Annotated in this window: 19 protein-coding genes; 10 read left to right on the top strand and 9 right to left on the bottom strand. The window is 71.1% G+C overall.

The window, feature by feature from the left end; all coding sequences use genetic code 11:
• Nucleotides 1–18 precede the first annotated feature (18 nt).
• Nucleotides 19–2,193, bottom strand: a complete 2,175-nt coding sequence (locus tag OG357_RS27950) for an acyl-CoA dehydrogenase (RefSeq protein ID WP_329623773.1) — start codon at nt 2,191–2,193, stop codon at nt 19–21.
• A gap of 107 nt (nt 2,194–2,300) precedes the next feature.
• On the opposite strand from OG357_RS27950, the gene OG357_RS27945 reads away from it, so the two are divergent.
• A complete protein-coding gene (locus OG357_RS27945) occupies nt 2,301–2,822 on the top strand; it encodes a DUF2716 domain-containing protein (RefSeq protein ID WP_329623772.1) in 522 nt (173 codons plus the stop codon).
• Between the two features lie 163 nt (nt 2,823–2,985).
• Nucleotides 2,986–4,080: a phage baseplate protein gene (locus OG357_RS27940; protein WP_329623771.1), complete on the top strand. Its 1,095-nt coding sequence runs from the start codon at nt 2,986–2,988 to the stop codon at nt 4,078–4,080.
• Here OG357_RS27940 and OG357_RS27935 read toward each other — a convergent pair.
• The gene (locus OG357_RS27935) at nt 4,053–5,081 is read right to left on the bottom strand and encodes a GlxA family transcriptional regulator (RefSeq protein WP_329623770.1); all 1,029 of its coding nucleotides are present in this window, start codon (nt 5,079–5,081) and stop codon (nt 4,053–4,055) included. The two genes, OG357_RS27940 and OG357_RS27935, sit on opposite strands and share 28 nt — an antisense overlap.
• Nucleotides 5,082–5,133: 52 nt before the next feature.
• On the opposite strand from OG357_RS27935, the gene OG357_RS27930 reads away from it, so the two are divergent.
• A complete protein-coding gene (locus tag OG357_RS27930) occupies nt 5,134–5,538 on the top strand; it encodes a cupin domain-containing protein (protein WP_329623769.1) in 405 nt (134 codons plus the stop codon).
• Nucleotides 5,539–5,564: 26 nt separating this feature from the next.
• Here the strand turns inward: OG357_RS27930 and OG357_RS27925 are convergent, their stop codons facing one another.
• The gene (locus tag OG357_RS27925; protein ID WP_329623768.1) at nt 5,565–6,539 is read right to left on the bottom strand and encodes an endonuclease/exonuclease/phosphatase family protein; all 975 of its coding nucleotides are present in this window, start codon (nt 6,537–6,539) and stop codon (nt 5,565–5,567) included.
• Between the two features lie 63 nt (nt 6,540–6,602).
• The gene (locus tag OG357_RS27920) at nt 6,603–6,983 is read right to left on the bottom strand and encodes an FKBP-type peptidyl-prolyl cis-trans isomerase (protein ID WP_329623767.1); all 381 of its coding nucleotides are present in this window, start codon (nt 6,981–6,983) and stop codon (nt 6,603–6,605) included.
• A gap of 176 nt (nt 6,984–7,159) precedes the next feature.
• On the opposite strand from OG357_RS27920, the gene OG357_RS27915 reads away from it, so the two are divergent.
• Entirely contained in the window at nt 7,160–7,564 is a 405-nt protein-coding gene (locus OG357_RS27915) for a DUF4259 domain-containing protein (protein WP_329623766.1), read from the top strand.
• Nucleotides 7,565–7,568: 4 nt separating this feature from the next.
• Here OG357_RS27915 and OG357_RS27910 read toward each other — a convergent pair whose 3' ends face one another.
• From OG357_RS27910 to OG357_RS27895, 4 genes are read right to left on the bottom strand one after another with little or no spacing between them, the layout of a single operon-like run.
• Nucleotides 7,569–7,994 carry a hypothetical protein gene (locus OG357_RS27910; protein WP_329623765.1) on the bottom strand — a complete coding sequence of 142 codons (426 nt, stop codon included), beginning with the start codon at nt 7,992–7,994 and terminating at the stop codon, nt 7,569–7,571.
• A gap of 6 nt (nt 7,995–8,000) precedes the next feature.
• Nucleotides 8,001–8,375, bottom strand: coding sequence for a hypothetical protein (locus OG357_RS27905; RefSeq protein WP_329623764.1), 375 nt, complete (start codon nt 8,373–8,375; stop codon nt 8,001–8,003).
• Between the two features lies 1 nt (nt 8,376).
• Complete coding sequence (locus tag OG357_RS27900; RefSeq protein WP_329623763.1) at nt 8,377–8,655, bottom strand: DUF397 domain-containing protein; 279 nt, start codon at nt 8,653–8,655, stop codon at nt 8,377–8,379.
• Nucleotides 8,615–9,463: a helix-turn-helix domain-containing protein gene (locus tag OG357_RS27895; protein WP_329623762.1), complete on the bottom strand. Its 849-nt coding sequence runs from the start codon at nt 9,461–9,463 to the stop codon at nt 8,615–8,617. Before OG357_RS27895 ends, OG357_RS27900 begins: the two co-directional genes overlap by 41 nt.
• 84 nt (nt 9,464–9,547) lie before the next feature.
• Between OG357_RS27895 and OG357_RS27890 the strand changes: the two genes are divergently transcribed.
• Both OG357_RS27890 and OG357_RS27885 read left to right on the top strand, forming a co-directional pair.
• Entirely contained in the window at nt 9,548–9,955 is a 408-nt protein-coding gene (locus tag OG357_RS27890; RefSeq protein ID WP_317594577.1) for an ATP-binding protein, read from the top strand.
• A 57-nt stretch (nt 9,956–10,012) separates the two neighbouring features.
• Nucleotides 10,013–10,645 carry a class I SAM-dependent methyltransferase gene (locus OG357_RS27885; RefSeq protein ID WP_329623761.1) on the top strand — a complete coding sequence of 211 codons (633 nt, stop codon included), beginning with the start codon at nt 10,013–10,015 and terminating at the stop codon, nt 10,643–10,645.
• Between the two features lie 84 nt (nt 10,646–10,729).
• Here the strand turns inward: OG357_RS27885 and OG357_RS27880 are convergent, their stop codons facing one another.
• Nucleotides 10,730–12,343 carry a hypothetical protein gene (locus OG357_RS27880; protein ID WP_329623760.1) on the bottom strand — a complete coding sequence of 538 codons (1,614 nt, stop codon included), beginning with the start codon at nt 12,341–12,343 and terminating at the stop codon, nt 10,730–10,732.
• Between the two features lie 454 nt (nt 12,344–12,797).
• Here OG357_RS27880 and OG357_RS27875 point away from each other — a divergent pair, with 454 nt between their 5' ends.
• The 4 genes from OG357_RS27875 to OG357_RS27860 all read left to right on the top strand — a co-directional run bounded on the left by OG357_RS27875 (nt 12,798) and on the right by OG357_RS27860 (nt 17,892).
• A complete protein-coding gene (locus tag OG357_RS27875) occupies nt 12,798–13,736 on the top strand; it encodes an N-acetylmuramoyl-L-alanine amidase (protein WP_329623759.1) in 939 nt (312 codons plus the stop codon).
• A 113-nt stretch (nt 13,737–13,849) separates the two neighbouring features.
• A complete protein-coding gene (locus OG357_RS27870; protein WP_329623758.1) occupies nt 13,850–14,737 on the top strand; it encodes a DUF5336 domain-containing protein in 888 nt (295 codons plus the stop codon).
• Between the two features lie 302 nt (nt 14,738–15,039).
• A complete protein-coding gene (locus OG357_RS27865) occupies nt 15,040–15,408 on the top strand; it encodes a hypothetical protein (protein WP_329623757.1) in 369 nt (122 codons plus the stop codon).
• 15 nt (nt 15,409–15,423) lie between these two features.
• Complete coding sequence (locus tag OG357_RS27860) at nt 15,424–17,892, top strand: DUF6571 family protein (protein WP_329623756.1); 2,469 nt, start codon at nt 15,424–15,426, stop codon at nt 17,890–17,892.
• Nucleotides 17,893–18,200: the final 308 nt, after the last annotated feature.

Here is an 18,200-nt window from a genome sequence, read left to right as displayed (position 1 = left end):
TCTCTCGGTCTCTCGGACTCAGTCTCTCGGCAGGCCGAGCAGGCGCTCGGCGACGACATTGAGCTGTACTTGGGTGGTGCCGCCCGCGATGGTGAGGCAGCGGGACATGAGCAGTCCGTGCAGCGCCCGTTCGCCGGGGCCCTCGCGCAGCGCGCCCTCGGGGCCGAGGAGTTCGAGGGTGAGTTCGGCGAGCTTCTGCTGGTGGAGGGTCTGGACGAGCTTGCGGACGCTGGCGCCCGCGCCCGGTTCGAGGCCGGACACCTGGAGCAGGGTGGTGCGCAGACCGATGCAGGCGAGGGCGTGCGCCTCGGCGACGAGGCCGCCGATCCGCGCGCGGACGGTGCTGTCGTGCTGCGCGGCCTGCTCGATGAGGGCTTCCAGTCCGGTGTCGAAGGCGACCTGGTCGGCCATGTGGACGCGTTCGTTGCCGAGGGTGTTGCGGGCGACCCGCCAGCCGTCGTTCACCTCGCCGACGACGGCGTCGGCGGGGAGGACCGCGTCGTCGAACCAGACCTCGTTGAAGAGGGAGTCCCCGGTGATCTCCTTGAGGGGCCGGATGTCGATGCCGGGGGTGTTCCGCATGTCGACGAGGAAGTAGGTCAGCCCCTTGTGCTTGGGCGCGGTGGGGTCGGTGCGCGCGAGCAGGATGCCGTGGTGGGCCCACTGGGCGGCGCTCGTCCACACCTTCTGTCCCGTGATCCGCCAGCCGCCGTCCTCGGTGCGTTCGGCGCGGGTGCGGAGGGAGGCGAGGTCGGAGCCGGCGCCGGGTTCGGAGAAGAGCTGGCACCAGAGCCGTTCGCCCCGCAGGGTCGGCCCGAGGTGGGTCTCCTGCTGCTCGGGGGTGCCGTGGGCGAGGAGGGAGGGCACGACCCAGGCGCCGATCCCGAGCCCGGGAAGGGCGATCCCGGCCTCGTCCAGCTCCCGCTGCACGGCGAGCTGCCGGAGAGGTCCGGCGCCGAGTCCGTACGGCTCCGGGAGGTGCGGGGCCGCGTAGCCGGTGGGTGCGAGGGCGCGCCGGGCGGCGGCCGGTTCGAGGCCGGCGGCCGGGGCGACGGCCTCGCGGGCCTCTCTCCTGTACGCGTCGGCCTCGGGCGGCAGGTCGAGGCGGAGGCCGCGCCGGACGCCGTCGGAGGCGTGCCGCAGGGCGGCGAGGCGGTGGTGGTCGCCGGTGCCGAGGAGCTGGCGGGCGACGACGGCGCGGCGGAGCAGGAGGTGGGCGTCGTGCTCCCAGGTGAAGCCGATGCCGCCGAGGATCTGGATGCAGTCCTTGGCGCAGGTGTACGCGGCGTCGAGGGCGGTGGCGGCGGCGAGCGCGGCGGTCAGGGAGCGGGCCTCGTCCTGGCCGGCGCGGGCGGCGTCCCAGGTGAGGGCGCGGGCCTGTTCGAGCCGGACGAGCATGTCGGCGCAGAGGTGTTTGACGCCCTGGAACTGTCCGATGGGCCGCCCGAACTGCTCGCGGGTGCGGGCGTGTTCGGCGGCGGTCTCGACGGCGCGGGCGGCGGTGCCGCAGGCGTCGGCGGCGAGGAGGACGGCGGCGAGGTCCCGCACGAGCCCGGTACCGATGTCGCCGCCGAAGGCGAGTTGGCGCGCGGCGGGGACGTGGACGGCGCGGGCGGTGAGCTCGCCGGTGGGCCGGGTCGGGTCGGCGCTCTCGCGGGCCCGGACGGCGAGCCCTTCGGTGTCGACGGCGAGCCGGACGGAGCCGTCGGCGGTGGCGGCCCTGAGGAGGACGAGGTCGGCCTGGCCGCCGCCGAGGACGGGGGGCGCGGCGCCGTCGAGGAGCCAGCCGCCCGCGGTCCGTACGGCGGTGAGGCTCCCCGTACCGCCGAGGGCGACGGCCGCGATCCGCTCGCCGCGCGCGATCGAGGCGGCCAGCTGCCCCTGCCCTGCCCGGTGGAGGACCTCGGCGGCGAGGACGGAGGGCAGGTACGGCCCTGGCAGCAGCGCCCGCGCGGCCTCCTCGACGACGACGGCGAGGTCCACGAGGTCGCCGCCCCCGCCGTCGTACTCCTCGGGGAGGTGGAGCCCGAGGAGGCCCTGCTCGACGGCGGCGTCCCAGTACGCGGGCCGGCCGGCGGCGGCGTCGGGGACGTCCAGGTGTTTGCGGACCTCTTCGGGAGGTACGGCGCGGGTGAGCCAGCCGCGGACGGATCGGGCGAGCTCCCGCTGTTCGTGCGTGATGGCGATGCCCATGCGCCGCAGACTAGAACACGTTCCATTCTGACGGAAGGTCAGATGCCGGTCGGATCCGGTCCGGGGCGGGCCGGCAGGGTCCGCCGGACAGGCCCTAGGGTCGTCTCATGAGGAAAGAGACCCCCGTGACCGAACTGCCGGAGGACGACTACCGCCGCGTCTGGGACCGCTTCTACGAGGAGTTCGCCTTCCGGCCGAGCGTGAACCCGACGACGTGGCCGGCCATCAAGGAGCCTGCCGCGTCGGCGACCTGGAGCCTCGCCGCCCTGGACGACGATCCCGACTACGAGGGTCTGGAGCGTCTCGTCGCGGTGGTCCGGGCGGCACTGGCCTCCTGCGTCGGCCCGCGGGGCACACTGTTCGCGCTGGACTGGCAGCACACGTCGTACCGGTTCTCGCCGCAGGACGTCGGCGGCCCCGGACGACCGCGCTGGCCGCTGAGCCCGTACCCCGACGGGGACTACTACATCTACCTCTCGGAGGACTTCCGCCTCGGCAGCTTCGGCCATCCCTGGGAAAGCTCGCTCTGCCTGTTCGGCGAGGAACTCCTCGCCGTGGCGTCCACGGAGGTCGACAAGGTCCTCGGCCCGCCGATCCGCAGGTCGGGCAAGGCCGAAGGAGCCCAGTAGGCCCACGACTTCACGTCCGCTGCGCGGGCCCGCGCAGCCCCAAGGCGCTGTTCAGTCCCTTCAGCCGCCTGAAAGGATGCCTACCTTTCGCCTGCCTTCGAAGATGGGAAGCAACATGAGCGGTATGCAGCTGAATCGGCGCGGTTTCCTTTCCTTGGGCGGCGTGGCCGCACTCTCCGTCGCGGGCATCGGAACGGGAGCCGGGCACGCGAGCGCGGCGGACGGTCTGCCGGCGTCCCAGCTGATCCGGGTGGAGGGCAACACCGGTCCTGCCTACTTCCGCGAGGAGACCCTGCACGAGGGGACCGTCATCCAGTCCATCGGGTTCGACAACGTCAACCGTCGGCTCTACTACGCCCAGCTCATCGGAGGCGGCCGTCAGTTGAAGGGGGAGTCGGCACCGCTGTCCGGCGCCACGCGCGATCTGCACGGCGATCTCGCGATCACCGAGTGGACCCTCGGCGCCGACGCCGCGGACGGCAGCGGAACCGGCCGGGTCACGGGCTACATGTATCTGCGCGGCTTCGGTCACGGCGTCGGCTTCGGCGTCGAGCCGTCCGGCACCAGCACCTACCTGTGGACCGAGGTCGACGCCGTCCAGGACGTCGAGGACGGGACGAGCCGCGGTCGGCGGCTGTGCCGCTTCAAGTTCGCCTCCTCCAGCACACCGCTGGACGCCACCAGCACGTCGCTCCAGAAGTTCACCCCCGTCCCGGGCAGCGTGAACAACACCGCGGGCATCGACCCGGTCAACAACCGGCTGGTGGTCCGGTACGACCTGAACGGGATGCACTACCGGATCTACGACCTGGCGAAGGCCCGCGCGGGGGACTTCGGCACTCCCCTGGCGGAGATCGCCGAGCCCGCGATCTCGATCGACCGCAACCGCTACGGCAGGCCCTCGTTCCAGGGATACGCGGTGGCCGGGCAGTACCTGTACATGCTGCACGGCAATTCCTACGGCTACACCCAGGACCACGACGGCAACGCGTCGACGCCCAAGATCGTCATATCTCCCCCGGGCGAGGGCAACACCCATCTGACCTCGGTCGACCTGAACACCGGGACCATCGTCACGACCTTCCACTCCAAGGCCGGCTACACCCTGCCGTTCCGTGAGCCCGAGGGCCTGGCCATCCAGATCCCCCAGCCGTCCCGACCCGACATGTTCCGCCTGTGCATGGGCTTCGCCTCGGGCGAGACACCGGGGCAGCGCAAGGCGTCGGTCTACTACAAGGACTCCCTGATCCAGCTCTGACCGCGAACCGCCGGGGCCCCGGGGCCGAACCGGCGCCGGTATTCCGACGGGGAGAGGCCCGTCTCGCGGCGCATCAGGGCGCGCAGGTGCGCCGCCGTACCGAGCCCGCTGCTCCGCGCGACCGCGTCGAGGCGCGCCTCGCCCCGCTCGATGAGCCGGCAGGCCAGGGCGACGCGCTCCCCCGTGAGCCAGGCCAGCGGTGTCGTCCCCAGCTGCGTCCGGAACCGGCGGTGCAGGGTCGCGGGGCTGACGGCGGCGCGGGAGGCCAGGTCGGCGACCGTCAGGGGCTCGTCGAGGCGCTCAAGCGCCCAGGCGAGGACCGGCGCCAGGGACTCGTCGGGGATGTCGGGCACGGGCCGCTCGACGAACTGCCGCTGCCCGCCGTCCCGGTGGGCCGCGAAGACGAGCCGCCGGCTGACGGCGTTGGCGATCTCGGCGCCGTGGTCGCGCCGGACGACGTGCAGCCCGAGGTCGAGCGCGGCGGCGCTGCCGGCGGCGGTGAGGATGTCGCCGTCGTCGACGAAGAGGACGTCCTCTTCGAGGGTCACGGCCGGGAAGCGCGTACGGAAGGAGTCCGCCCACTGCCAGTGCGCGGTGGCCCGCCGCCCGTCGAGCACCCCGGCCTCGGCGAGCGTGAAGGCACCGCTGCAGAAGCCGACGAGGCGAGCTCCGCGCGCGTGCGCCCGCCGGACGGCTTCCAATACGGCAGGGCGGCGCGGCACCGCGACGTCGGGACGGTTGGGGACGATGACGGTGTCCGCCGCCTCGGTCGCCTCCAGACCGGCGACGCCGGAGAGCGTGAAGAAACCGTCCCTCATGAGGGTGTCCGGCTCGGGCGAGCAGAGACGGAAGTCGTACAGCTCACGGCCGAGTTCGGGCCGGCGCAGACCGAAGATCTCGGTGGCGCACCCGAGCTCGAACGGATTGGAGTTCGCGTCGACGATCACGACGACCCGGTGGAGGGGGGCCGGCGAGAGCGGCTGAGAGGATCCTTGCGGCATGTGCGATTCCTAGCACTCACGCAGTCCGGGCGCCCGCGGCGAGGATCCCCTCATGAGCGACAACGACCGCGCACCCCTCGCCCTCGACCAGGCCCTGGCCTCCTTCGACGCCCTGTGGAGCCCCCGCATCGTGACCCGCGTCAACGACTACGACGTCCGCGTCGCCAAGGTCGCGGGCGAGCACGTCTGGCACGCCCACGACCACACCGACGAGTTCTTCCTCGTCCTCGACGGCGAACTGCACCTCGCCCTGCGCGAACCGGCCGGGGAGCGCACGGTCCGGCTCCCCCGGGGTTCGGTCTTCACCGTCCCGCGCGGTACGGAGCACAAGCCGTACGCCCCCGACGGCGCCGCGATCCTCATGTTCGAGCCCACGGGGACGTCGACGGTCGGCGACCGCCACGACGACCTTCCGGGACACGTCGACGCGACGACGGGGCACGCGCTCGACGCCTGACACGGATGGGGGGACGGGGGACGGGGCTACTTCTCCCAGGCCGCCGCACCGCGGAGGAGATGGTGGTCGGACAGCCCCTTCGTGCAGGGCAGCGCGTCTCCCTGCACGGTCTTGAACCACTCGTAGCTCAGGAAGAGATAGTCGATCTTGCTGGTCTCCGTCGTGTGGGCCGAGCAGCCCGGGCTGGCGGTCTCCTCACCGCTGCGGCAGCGGTCCGCCTCCTGGGCACAGCCGGCGCCGAACTCCGCCTTGTCGTTCTCGTCGACCTCCTGGAACCGGCCGGCCGAACCCGTCCCGTGGTTGTAGAGGACGTTCATGTCCTCGTTCCCGGGAAGCTGGTTGAAGTCCCCCGCGAGGACCACGGGCTCGCCGGCCACCCGGCCGTCCTCGACGAGATCCGCCACGGCGGCGACCTGAATCTTCGTGGTCGCGTCGTGGAAGTCGATGTGGGTATTGCAGGCCCGGACCACGCGGCCGTCCAGACCGGCCCGGGCGCACAGGAGGATGCGGTCCTCCGACGGCACGGTGGCCACCTCGGGCAGGAACGTCACACTCCGCGAGTCGGGGACGATCGAGCCCGTCCCCTTGGAGAAGATCGCCAGGCCGAAACGACGGTCGTCCGGGTCCCACTGGTCGCAGTCGGACGCGGTGGCCAGCGACGCACCCCACACGGTGTCGTAGCTGTCCGTCCCGACGCGCCAGCGCGGCGACAGCGCGTCACGGATCAGCTTCCACTGTCCGTAGCAGAGCTCCTGGAGCATGACCAGGTCGCTGTCCCAGGTGTCGATCTCCTCGACGAGCCCGGACACCCAGGCGGACCTGGCCGCGTTGGTCTCCGCCGGGAGCGGGCACTTCGCCCCGCACACGTTGTACGAGATGAAGCGCAGCGGCTTCGCGGTCTCCGGGGTGACCTCGTCGGCCGCGGCGGGCCCCGTCCCGGCGGTGAGGAGCAGACCTATCGAGAAGAGCGCGGCGAGGAACGCTCTGAACGACGCGCGCATGGGCACGTCCTTTCATGATCGGCAATGGACGGCGCATCCTCGCACGGCCTCCGCCGAGAGGTCTCAGACCGCGACGGAGAGCAGGTCCACCACGAAGACGAGTGTCGAGCCCGCCGGGATCAGCGGCGAGGGTGACTGGTTGCCGTAGCCGAGGCGCGGGGGAACGATGATCTCTCGCCGGCCGCCGACCTTCATCCCTCTGACCCCCCGGTCCCAGCCCTTGATGACCTTGCCACCGCCCACGGCGAACTTGTACGGCCGGCCCCGGTCCCAGGAGGCGTCGAATTCCTTCCCGGACGCGAAGGTGACCCCGACGTAGTGCACCTGGACGACCCTGCCCGGCTTCGCCTCAAGCCCGTCGCCGACCACCAGGTCGCGGATGGTCAGCTCGGTGGGAGCGTCACCCTCCGGAAGGTCGATCTCGGGCTTCGTCGGTTCACTCATGGCAGCCTCATTCGCTCTCTCCGCCGGAAACCCTCGTACGGCCGGCCGGACGCGTGGTCACTCTATGCAGGAGATCACCTGCTGCCGTGAACGCCGATGCCCTGGCATTGTCAGTGGGCCCTGTCACGATGCCCACAGATCACGGACAGCACGCGAACAGACGGAGTGAACACACCATGGGCACCTGGGACATCGGACCGTTCGACAGCGACACCGCCGCCGACTTCTCGTACAGCGTGGACGAGGCCCCGGCGGAGAAGAAGGCCGAGGTGCTGCGCGAGGCCTTCCGCGAGGTGACCGCGACCGGTGACGACTACCTGGACTCGGACCTCGCGGTGGAGGCCATCGCGTCGGCGGCGCTGGTCGCCGCACAGTGCCCGGGCGGCGACCCGGTCACGACCGCGTACGGCCCGAAGGAGCCCCTGCCCGAACTCCCGGCGGAGCTGCGTCCACTGGCCGTCGCGGCGCTGGACCGGATCCTCACCCCGGAGTCGGAGCTCCTGGAGCTGTGGGAGGAGTCGGACGGCGAGGAGTGGAAGGCGGGCATACGGAAGCTGCGCGCGGTCCTGGCGGGGGCCTGACCGGTCAGGCCGACTGGAGGCCCTTCACGTACACCGCACATCCGTGTGTGTGCGGATCCGATTCCTCGACCCGGAATCCGGCCGAGGCGAGAATCCCCGTCAAGGCGTCCCTCATGAACGTGCAGACGTCCCGGTGGTGACGCACGACCGACGGCGGATCCGTGTAGTCGATCCCCTTCGCGAAAAGTTCGAGGGCGGTGGTGGCCAACTCCGCGCCCGCCCTCCAGTCCACGTACACCCCGCCGTCGGCCACGCGATCCACGTGGACCTCCGCACCGGGCAGGCCCGGCGGGCCACCCTCGACGTCGCCTCTGTGGGCGGGCAGTCCGGCCCGGACCAGTTCACGGCAGACCGCGTCGGCCAGCTCGTCCCACTCGGCGACGACGTCGGGCGGAGCGAGGGGAGGCAGGTCGAACTCAGGACCCTTCACGGCCCCTCAGTCCCGGCCGAGCATCCGCCGCAGCGCGCCCTTGGGCGGGGGCTTGGCGGCCGGGGTGTCGTGGGCGTACTCCAGCTCGGCGACGGAGATCCGGAGGTGCGTCATGGTCGTCCGCGACTCCTTGCTGTCGTCGCTCCAGTAGGAGGCCCCCATCTCGACGTGCCAGTCGGTCTCCGCGACCCGGAACACCCGTCGGCCGTACGCCTCCGGCTCCTCGGTGACCGAACCGGACGGCGTGCACGTACGGGCCAGCTCACCCGCCGCCGCGATGGCACGGTCCCGGCCACCGTCGACGGGTACGGTACGGGCGAGCTCCCAGTCGCCGTACCTCTGCGTCTCGACCAGGACCCACCAGCCCCCACCGCCGCTCATGTCAGCGAAGCCGCCCCTCGGCGGCGGCGCTCACGAAGGCGGCGAAGGCGGCGGGGGTGGTGCGGAAGGCGGGGCCTTCGGGGTTCTTGGAGTCGCGGACGGCGATGTGGGCGGTGAGGTCGGCGACTTCGACGCACTGGCCGCCGGTGTCGCCGCTGTACGAGGACTTACGCCAGGCGGCGGTGCCGAGGGGGGCGCACTCGATGCACTGGCCGCCGGTGTCGGAGCTGTACGAGGACTTACGCCAGCCCGCGCCCGTCAGATTCTGCTTGGTCCCCATAGCGTTCCTCCATTACGCGGGCGATCAGTGCGACCGAGTCCTCCACGGAGAGCGCGGCAGCCTGCAGGTGATCGTAACGGAGCGAACCTTCCCTGATGGCTGCCGGATTGGCGGTCATGTGCCCCTGGACGAAGTCCTCCGTGTAGACGATGTCGGGGTCGTCATCGAAGCGCAGCAGGTTGAACGACCCCATCAGCCCAGCATGCGCCCCGGCCTCGAACGGCAGGATCTGGATCTTCACCCATTCCCGCGCCTGCATGGCCAACAAGTGGGCGAGTTGGTTTCGCATGACCGTGGGCCCGCCGATCTCCTGGCGCAGGATCGCCTCGCTCATCACCACCCAGACCAACGGCGGGGTCTCCCGGTCCAGGATGCGCTGGCGCTCAAGGCGGGCAGCGACCTTGGCGTCGAGGTCGTCCTCGGTCCGGGCACCGAGAACCGCCCGCGCGTACTCGGGCGTCTGGAGCAACCCGTCGACCAGCTGCGCCTGGAACGAGTAGATGCAGGCCGCCTTTGCCTCCATCTCCGCATACGGCTGGAACCACGTCGGCAGCTGGCTCTTCAGAACCAACCCCACCAACCGTGAGAACACCCCGCCCGTCATCAGCGCCGCATCCAGCTGCTCCGAGAAGCGTCGCGTGGGGACCTTCTTCGCCGTCTCTATCTGGCCGATCAGCGACGCCGTGCAGAACACGATGTCACCCAACTGCTGCTGGTTGAGCCCGGCCTCCTCCCTCAGGCGGCGGAGTTCCGAGCCGTAATAGTCCAGCGGCGAGGCACTCGGATCCAGATTGCGGATGTTGACCACGGCGAGGTCACCCCCAAGCTCACGCGGTGAGGCGTTGCGTTCAGTCCGTAGCCGAGCGTAACGAAACCGCTCCACCCTGGTGGCATGAATCACGCAACTGACCTCTATCCTCCGGCACTTGCCTCCAGCTACCGCATGGGGTTCACCGTGGGTGAGCACTCCGCAGGTCACATGCGCAACATCCTGCGCATCTTCCTCACGCGTTGGGAACTCGACCGGCTGTCCGATTCCGGCACGCTCGCGCTCACCGAGCTCGTCGCCAACGTCGTGCGGCACGTGCCCGGCCGGCGGTGCTCCGTTCTCATCCTCCGCGAGCCGCACGGGCTGCGGGTGGAGGTCGCGGACTCCGTCCCCGGGACCGTGTTCGCGAAGCTCGCCGGGCCGCTGGAGGAGAGCGGGCGGGGGCTCGCGCTCGTGGAGGCGGTGACGGACCGGTGGGGGGTCGACGAGGCGGCCGACGGGAAGACGGTGTGGTTCGAGTGCGACGCGTAGGGCACGTGTAGGGCACGATGGGCGCCCGTACCCGCGTACTCGCCAGTAGGAGACACCATGTCCGTGCCCGCGCCCGAGATCCTTGCCGCCTTCGAGGCCGCGAAGGGCTTCATGCCCGTCGGGGAGGGGCTCGCTCTGTACGAGGCGGCCACGGAGGCCGCGAAGCTCGGGCTGCCGCTCCTTGAGGTCGGGACGTACTGCGGGCGGTCGACGATCCTGCTCGCGGACGTGGCCCGGCAGGCGGGGACGGTCGCGGTGACCGTGGACCATCACCGGGGCAGCGAGGAGCAGCAGCCGGGCTGGGAGTACCACGACCCGACCGTCGTCGACCCGGAGGTGGGGCTCATGGACACGCTCCCCACCTTCCGCCGGACGCTGCACAAGGCAGGGCTTGAGGAGCACGTCGTCGCGGTCGTCGGCCGGTCGCCGCTGGTCGCGAAGGCGTGGGGCGGGCAGCTGGGCCTGGTCTTCATCGACGGCGGGCACACCGACGAGCACGCCACGAACGACTACGAGGGCTGGGCCCCCAAGGTCGCCCCCGGGGGCCTGCTCGTCATCCACGACGTGTTCCCGAACCCGGAGGACGGCGGCCAGGCCCCGTACCGGATCTACCTCCGCGCCCTGGAGTCGGGCGACTTCGAGGAGATCTCGGTCACCGACTCGCTCCGGGTCCTGCGCCGCCGCGGCTGAACCGGTGACCGGGGGGCAGCACCGGGGCGAACACGTCGACGGCCGCCCCCTCGGAAGGTGACGGCCGCCGCGGTGGACGGGGGCTCAGAACCCCGATGTCACGTACAGGCAGTTGGTGTAGCTGTAGCCCGGTTCGATCTTGATCTTGCTCGTCTTGGTGTCCCCGGTCGCCGTCAGGCTTCCGCCCCGCTTCTGGAGGAAGTGGTAGTCACCGGCGGGCAGCAGCAGGGTCGACTTCGGGTACTTCGACGACGGCCCGGTGCAGGCCTTGATCTTCTTGCCCTGGGAGAGGATCGGGCCCGGGTACTTGGTGCAGGTCGTGCAGTTCTTGAGGGTGACCTTGCCGGTCATCGGGCCGGTGTAGAGCAGCTCGACCTCACCCGGGCCGTCGTTGCTCACGACCAGGATCATCCGGGAACCGCCGGGGGCCTCCGACGGCGGCAGCTTCTTGCCGGCCGCCGGCTCCTCGTCGGCGATCTCGGCCGCGATGGCGATGGAGCGGGCGTGCTCGGCCTGCGGGCTGTCCGGGTAATCCTTGGCGTACTCGGTCATGGACTTGGCCGCGTTGTCGAAGTCCTTGTCCTTGAACTGGTCGGTGCCGCAGGCGAAGTCGCCCCGCTGGACCCCTTCCTTGGCCTCGCTCGTGACGCCGTCGAGGGAGGGATCCGTCATGTCCGTGAGGGACGTCCGGAGAGTGCGCAGCTCGACGGTCGCGGCGCAGGGGTCGTCGCCGCTGTCGACCGCGGTCGTCCGGGTCTTGACCGCCGCCCGGATCGCCGGCTCGACGCGGGTGGCGTGGGACGACTTCGGGAAGGTACCGAGAAGCTCGTTGAGGCTCTCGGCGGCGGTCGGGGTGGCGGTCGCCACCCCGAGCGCGGCCGTCCCGCACTCGTAGAGCGAGTGGGCCAGCGGCTCGTCGGTCTTGGCGGGCCGCGCGCCGAGGAGGTCCTTGTCGACGGTGCCCGCGAGCCCCCGCAGGTGCTTGAGCGGGGCGATCGCCTCGCAGTACGTCTTGTTCTCGTACGGGGAGGAGACCGTCTCGTAGTACGCGTCGAGGCGCTCGGGGACGAGCTTCCCGGCCCGCGAGCCCGTGTGCTTCGTGCCGAGGTCCTCGTACTCGTCGAGCGCCTTGGCGAGGATCGGCTGGGCCTTGTCGAAGGCCAGGCCGTCGGCCGACTTCACCTGGGCGTCCGCCGCGGAGAGCCGGTCGAGCAGCGCCTGCTGCTTCGCCTCGTCACGGGCCGCCCCGTAGGCGAGCGAACCGCCCGCGGGGACGGCGAGCAGCACGACGGCGAGCGGGAGCGCCAGGCGCCGGAAGGCGGCGCCGAGGCGGAGGGTCGCGCGCAGTCCGCGCCGGGCCCCGTCGGCGGCGACGGCGAGCAGGAAGACGCCGTAGCCGATGAGGAGGCCCGGGGGCACGCCGTCGACGTCGGCGGGGAGCGCCATCACGAGCAGGGCCGCGGTGGCGGCCCAGCAGAGCGCGGCACCGATCCAGTTGCGCAGGAAGACGTAGCCGAGGCCCAGGCAGGAGAGGTTGAGCAGGCCGATCATGGCGGCCTGCGCCGGGTTCGCCTCGCCGCGCGGCCCGGGGCCGCCGGAGCCGGCGGGCGGGCCGTACCCGGGCGGTGCGGCGGGCGGCGGCGGCAGCGTCCCCGCGCCGGCCCAGCCGGGCGCGGTCGCGGGACCGGTCCCTGGCACGGGTCCGTATCCCTGCCCGGCACCGGCACCGGCACCCGGCGGCGGGCCGAATCCGGGGGCCGGGGCTCCCGGGGCGGAGGCGCTCGAAGCGCCCGGAGCGCCCGGAGCCGGACCGCCGGGCGCCGGGGCCTCCCAGGGCGCGGGAGCCCCGAAGCCCCCACTCGTACCGCCACTACCGCCACCGCTCTGGGCGTCAGGTGTGCCCTGGCCCTGCGGCGGTCTGTTTAACGATCCGTCTCCCGGAATGCGGTCGGACGGCTCGGGACGTGCGTCGTTCGGTTCCCCCACCACGGTTCCCCCTCGTGGGTCCATGCGCGGTGACACCCCACCGTCGCCTCTGGACACCTACCCTTCACTGTCCCGGCACACGCGTCCACGGTTCCGCGAAGCCGGTGACCAAGCTGCGACCTACCCACTACCGTGATTCGCCCCGCGCAGGGCCTAAAGTCGCGGGGTGCCGTACGACCACCGGAAGACCGCCCCCCGTACCCTCGCCCTCGCGCTGGCCCTCACGGGCTGCTGCGCCGCACTCGCCGGCTGCGGAGCCTCCCAGGCATCCGAGGCCTCGCCGGCGGCCGGGAAGGGCGGGACGCAGGCCCCGCCGCCCGCCGTCACCGCGACGCCCGACGCCTCCTCCTCCGCGCCCGCGGACGGACAGCCGAGCAGAACCCCGCCCCCGGCCTCCTCCGCACCGCAGAGCGCCCGCTCCCTCGCCGGCCGGACCGTCGTCGTCGACCCCGGTCACAACCCCGGGAACTTCCGGCACTCCCGGGAGATCAACACGAAGGTGGACATCGGCACGGGCCGCAAGGAGTGCGACACCACCGGCACCTCCACGAACGGCACCGCCTCTGAGGCCGCCTACACGGAGGCCGCCTTCACCCTGGACGTCTCCCACCGGCTGCGGGACCTCCTCACCGCGCGCGGCGCGAAGGTGGTCTTCACTCACGACGCGGACCGTCCCTGGGGCCCCTGCATCGACGAGCGGGCCGAGATCGGCAACGAGGCCGCCGCCGACGCCGTCGTCTCCGTCCACGCGGACGGCTCGGCCGTCGGCAACCGCGGCTTCCATGTGATCCTCCCGGCCCGGGTGAGCTCCGGCGCGGCGGACACGGCCCCGATCGTCGGGCCTTCCCGTGAACTCGGCGAGAACATCGCGGACCGGTTCGCGCGCGCGACGGGCACCGCCCCCGCCAACTACCTGGGCTCGGGCACGGGGTTGGACGTCCGGAAGGATCTCGGCGGGCTGAATCTCTCAACCGTCCCCAAGGTCTTCGTCGAATGCGGCAATATGCGTGATCCGAAGGATGCCGAGCTGCTGACGTCCGCGGCATGGCGTCAGAAGGCGGCCCAGGGCATCGCGGACGGCATCGCCACCTACCTCAACGGGTAGAACCGGCGAGCGATAGATTCGCTCCGTAATATGGGGCCACCCCCCGTGCCACGACCTTGAGCGCCACTCCGACGCGACGACAACGCGACGACGACCCGACGAAGGACTCTTACGTGAATATCCGCTCCCTCACCCGAGGCGATGGCGTGCTGATCGGTGCAGCGGTGGTGCTGTTCATCGCCTCGTTCCTGGGCGTCGCCGGCTGCGACGGCCCCGACCAGTTCTGCGCACAGTACGAGACCCCGAACTCGTGGGAGGCCTCCTACCTCGGCTGGGGCACCTACTTCCTCGGCATCGCGGGCGCCGCGCTGATCGTCGTCTCCCGCGCCCTGCCGCAGCAGCGCAAGGTGGCCGGTCTGGAGCTGGGCCAGGTCGGCGCCGCCTTCACCATCGCGTCCGCCTGGACGCTGCTCATGTGGATCTTCGAGTCGAGCAACGCCGGCGCCGGCCTGATCCTCGGCCTGATCGCCGCCCTGGTCCTGGCCGGTGCCGCCGTCGCCGGTCCGCTGGTGCCGGCCCTCAAGGCCCCGCTCGTGGGCGCGCCGCGTCCGCAGACCCCGCAGCCGTACGGCATGCAGCCCGGCCAGCCGGGTCAGCAGGGCGTCCCCGGTGGCTACGGCTACCCGGGTGCGCAGCAGCAGTTCGGCACGCCGCAGGACCCGTCGCAGGGTGCGGGCCAGCCGTTCGGCGCGCAGGGCGCCCCGCAGCCGCACGCTCCCCAGCCGCACGCCCCGCAGCAGCCGGAGCCGCAGGCCGCCCCGGCGCCGGCCCCGCAGCCGCAGGCCGCGGCGCAGCCTGGCGCGGACTTCGCGCCGTTCTGGTTCGCCGTCCCGGTCGCCCGCCCGCTGTACGCGGAGGACGGCTCGCAGGCGCCGATCGCCGAACTGGCCCCCGGTACCTGGTACCTGGCGGTCGAGCAGCGCGGTCCGGCCCTGGTGGCCCAGACGCAGGACGGCCGCCGCGGTGTCCTCCAGGACACCACGGGCATCCAGCGCGGCTGAGCCCCTGCTCCAACGGCCCATGTGCCGCACCTGACACACCCACCGCCCGCCCCGTGATCTTCGCGGGGCGGGCGGTCCCGTTTCCGGCGGCACCGTTTCCGGCGGCCCCGTTTTCGGCGGTCCTGTTTCCCGCCGCAGCGCGTACGGATCCCGTCAAGATTCCGATAGCAACGCGTTCCCCCTCTCCCGTCCGACGGCGATCTGACAGGATCGTACGCCGGAGATCACGGGGAGGATGGGCGACAGTGTCGTTCGACGGGGAGTGGGGCGCGGCCCGCGCCAGTGCACATGCGAACGTTCAGATGCGGCTGAACCAGGCCGCCGCGAGTGGGGGCGGGGGCGGCGGCGGGACCGACCTGACGGTCAATCAGGACGACCTGGGGGCGGTCGGCAGCGAGGCGTACACGCTCTACAGCCGGCTCTCCGGCGACGGCGACCACGCACGGCAGAGCACGCACGACGCCTCCATCGCCCTCATCAACGACAACTACGCCCTGGGCACCGCCCTGTTGGGCGTCAACGACATCTGGTCCCGGCAGCTCAGGACGCTCGCGGACGCCTGCGCGAACATCTCCAACCATCTGGACCACAGCGCGGCCGCCCACCAGAAGGAAGAGGACGACATCGTCGTCTCCCTGCGCGCGTCGCAGATCGACGGCCACTTCACGTAGGGCGGGGACGGCACCGTGACACTGGGATTCGACGACGTACTGCACGCTCCTCTCGGGAAACTGAAGGAGGCGGTGACCGACTGGACGCAGATGGCGGCCAAGCTGGAGACGCTCGCCAGGGACGCGCGCGACGGCATGAAGGCCAAGTCCGACAAGGCGCGGTGGGAGGGGGTGAACGCATCCGTCACGCGGCCCTTCATCGCCAAGACGGCCAAGGAGTTCGACGACGCCGCCCGGTCCGCCAAGGGCGTGCAGGCCGTCCTCGACCAGGCCTACGCGGCTTTCGAGAAGGCGAGAAACGACCTGCGGAAGATCGTCGGGGAAGAGGCCCCCAAGCTCGGTGTCGGTGTGGAGCCGGACGGAAAGGTCCACGCGCTCAAGCCCGTCGCCGACAACGTCGGCACCGCGGGCAAACACGACCCGGATTACGACGGGCTGGTACGCAAGGAACAGGCCGATCTCGCCCACATCGAGCGCCGGATCCGCGCGGTCCTGGACGAGGCCGACGAGGCCGACAGCTCCTTCGCGAGGACGCTGAAGGCCAACATGGGCAGCGACCCGCACGACTTCAGCGGGCCGAAGTTCGCCAACCCCGGGGAGATGTACGCGTCACGCGCCGAGGAACTCGCCCGCAAGGGCGACAGGATGACGGACGCGGAACTGAAGGAACTCCGGACGCTCCTCCACGAGCACCGCGAATCGCCGGAGTTCACGACGGCGTTCTACGACCGGCTCGGCCCGGAACGAAGCCTCGAGTTCTTCGCGGATCTGACGATGAAGACCGACGGGGACAGCAAGGAACGGTCCGACTCCCTCAAGGCGCTCCAGCAGGATCTCGGTTACTCCCTGGCCACGGCGACCGACCCTGACAACAAGCCCCATCTCTCGGAGCAGTGGCAGACGGAACTGCGCCGGGCCGGATCGGGCACGATCGACGTACACCCGGAGCGACGGGGAAGCTTCAACCCGTCCGGCTACCAGGTCCTCTCCAACATCCTGCGCTACGGCGAGTACGACAAGCGCTTCCTCACCCCGATCGCCGAGCACGCGTCACAACTGCGACTGGGCCACGGGCTGCACAAGCCCGCAAACGAGCCGTACATCGGGATCAACCTCAACCCGGCAGGCACGGACGGCAGTTACGGCTACAACCCCATGACCGGCATCCTGGAGGCGCTCGGCCACAGCCCGGAGGCGTCGAAGGACTTCTTCGACGGCAAGATGATCCCTTACTCGGACGACGGCCGGAAGATGGACGCCGCCTACTTCGAACGGGTCCACGGCGGCTCGGGGTTCAGCGTCCTCGATCAGTACAACGTGCGGCAGGACGGCGACGGGAACCTGTACCTGAAGGACCTCAAGCCCTCCCCGTACGGCGAGGGCGGCAAGACGTACACCGACTACTTCGACATGTTCACCGACAAGGACCACCCCTGGCCCGACGACCGCTCGGAGGGTGGCCCCGCCATCGGCGACGGCGACGGCCAGAAGGCCTGGGACGAGGCCGCCCAGAAGGCGAAGGACTCGGGTCCGGACGCACTGGGCCACGCACTGGAGTCGGCGGTGACGGGCAGGGCGTACGACGACGAGAACGCGAAGCCGGTGAAACACTCGGAGGAGCAGGCGGAGCTGATGCACCGGGTGGTGGAGAAGTTCGGCACGGAGCCAGGGAACGCGCTGATCTCCGTCACGGGCGAGGGCGACGAGAAGAAGACGGGCGCCTTGACTCCCCTGCGGGACAGCCTCGGGAACATGACGGCGGAGTACATGCGGGACTTCCAGAAGGTGATGGGGGCGTCACGGCTGGAGACGTTCGGGGTGGACGCGGGCCTCGACGACGGTGCGGCGCGGAACTTCGTCAGCGTTGTCGCACGGGACCCTGACGCATACGGAGCGATCATCAACGCCCAGCAGGCGACGACGTCCGACGCCCTGTCCGGCCTGTCGGCGCATTACGCGAAGGGCGAGTCGCAGGGGGGTGTGGCCGACCTGCGCGAAGAGGTCGCCACGTTCACCAAACCAGGCGCCGTGATCGCGGGTATCGCATCGGAGGCACGTGCCGATGCCGTCTACATCGACAAGACCGCCGGGGACGAGGACTTCAACAAGGGCCTGCAGGAGGGCGGCACATGGGTGGAGCGCGGGTTCGGCCTGGCCATCAAGCCGCTTGAGGCATCCATAGTGGGCGCCCCGGCCGCATGGATGATCGAGGACGTCAAGGACGGCGTCCTGGAGAAGTACGAACGCGACACGACGGGCGAGGGTAAGGACGCGGCGGACAAGGTGATCGGAGATCAGTCCATTGACAGCCGGGCGGCTGCCCGGCAGGCCGCCGTAATCGGCGCTCAGCGTGCCGGCCTGTCCTGGGAGTTGCAGCAGATGCTAGGTGACAGTGCCTATTCCGCGGCGGAGACGGGCTTCAACGGCGGCGTGGACAATGGGCGTGGGTACACTGCGCCCCCGTCGAAGCCCGGAGGCAACTGAATGTCCGGCAGCCGAACATGGCGGACCGTCACCCACCTCTCGCGTCGCGGACGCCTTCTCGTCGCACTGGTGCTCGCTCTGGCCGTGGCCGTGGGTGTGATCTGGTGGCGGGCAGCGGCGCAACCACGGTCGACACCGGTCACGGTGCCGGATCGGGTCTGCGACGGGTCCGTTTCGAGGGGCCCCCTCGTCAAACTGCTGCCGGAGCAAGGAGATCCCTACAGAGAACGCCTGGAGCCGGGGCCCGGCCGAACGCACGTCTCCACCTGGTGTACCGCACACGGCGGAGGCGCGACGGTCAGGTTCTT

Origin of the sequence: Streptomyces sp. NBC_01255 (assembly GCF_036226445.1) — a bacterium.
GTDB lineage: Bacteria > Actinomycetota > Actinomycetes > Streptomycetales > Streptomycetaceae > Streptomyces.
Note: the sequence above shows the minus strand (reverse complement) of the source record. Positions and strands in the feature narration are given on the sequence as shown.

What these genes read in the sequence shown, in the direction of transcription:
- OG357_RS27950 (WP_329623773.1), bottom strand. Translation starts at nt 2,193, where the DNA reads ATGGGCATCGCCATCACGCACGAACAGCGGGAGCTCGCCCGATCCGTC.
- OG357_RS27945 (WP_329623772.1), top strand. Translation starts at nt 2,301, where the DNA reads ATGAGGAAAGAGACCCCCGTGACCGAACTGCCGGAGGACGACTACCGC.
- OG357_RS27935 (WP_329623770.1), bottom strand. Translation starts at nt 5,081, where the DNA reads ATGCCGCAAGGATCCTCTCAGCCGCTCTCGCCGGCCCCCCTCCACCGG.
- OG357_RS27930 (WP_329623769.1), top strand. Translation starts at nt 5,134, where the DNA reads ATGAGCGACAACGACCGCGCACCCCTCGCCCTCGACCAGGCCCTGGCC.
- OG357_RS27925 (WP_329623768.1), bottom strand. Translation starts at nt 6,539, where the DNA reads ATGCGCGCGTCGTTCAGAGCGTTCCTCGCCGCGCTCTTCTCGATAGGT.
- OG357_RS27920 (WP_329623767.1), bottom strand. Translation starts at nt 6,983, where the DNA reads ATGAGTGAACCGACGAAGCCCGAGATCGACCTTCCGGAGGGTGACGCT.
- OG357_RS27915 (WP_329623766.1), top strand. Translation starts at nt 7,160, where the DNA reads ATGGGCACCTGGGACATCGGACCGTTCGACAGCGACACCGCCGCCGAC.
- OG357_RS27905 (WP_329623764.1), bottom strand. Translation starts at nt 8,375, where the DNA reads ATGAGCGGCGGTGGGGGCTGGTGGGTCCTGGTCGAGACGCAGAGGTAC.
- OG357_RS27900 (WP_329623763.1), bottom strand. Translation starts at nt 8,655, where the DNA reads ATGGGGACCAAGCAGAATCTGACGGGCGCGGGCTGGCGTAAGTCCTCG.
- OG357_RS27890 (WP_317594577.1), top strand. Translation starts at nt 9,548, where the DNA reads ATGAATCACGCAACTGACCTCTATCCTCCGGCACTTGCCTCCAGCTAC.
- OG357_RS27885 (WP_329623761.1), top strand. Translation starts at nt 10,013, where the DNA reads ATGTCCGTGCCCGCGCCCGAGATCCTTGCCGCCTTCGAGGCCGCGAAG.
- OG357_RS27865 (WP_329623757.1), top strand. Translation starts at nt 15,040, where the DNA reads ATGCGGCTGAACCAGGCCGCCGCGAGTGGGGGCGGGGGCGGCGGCGGG.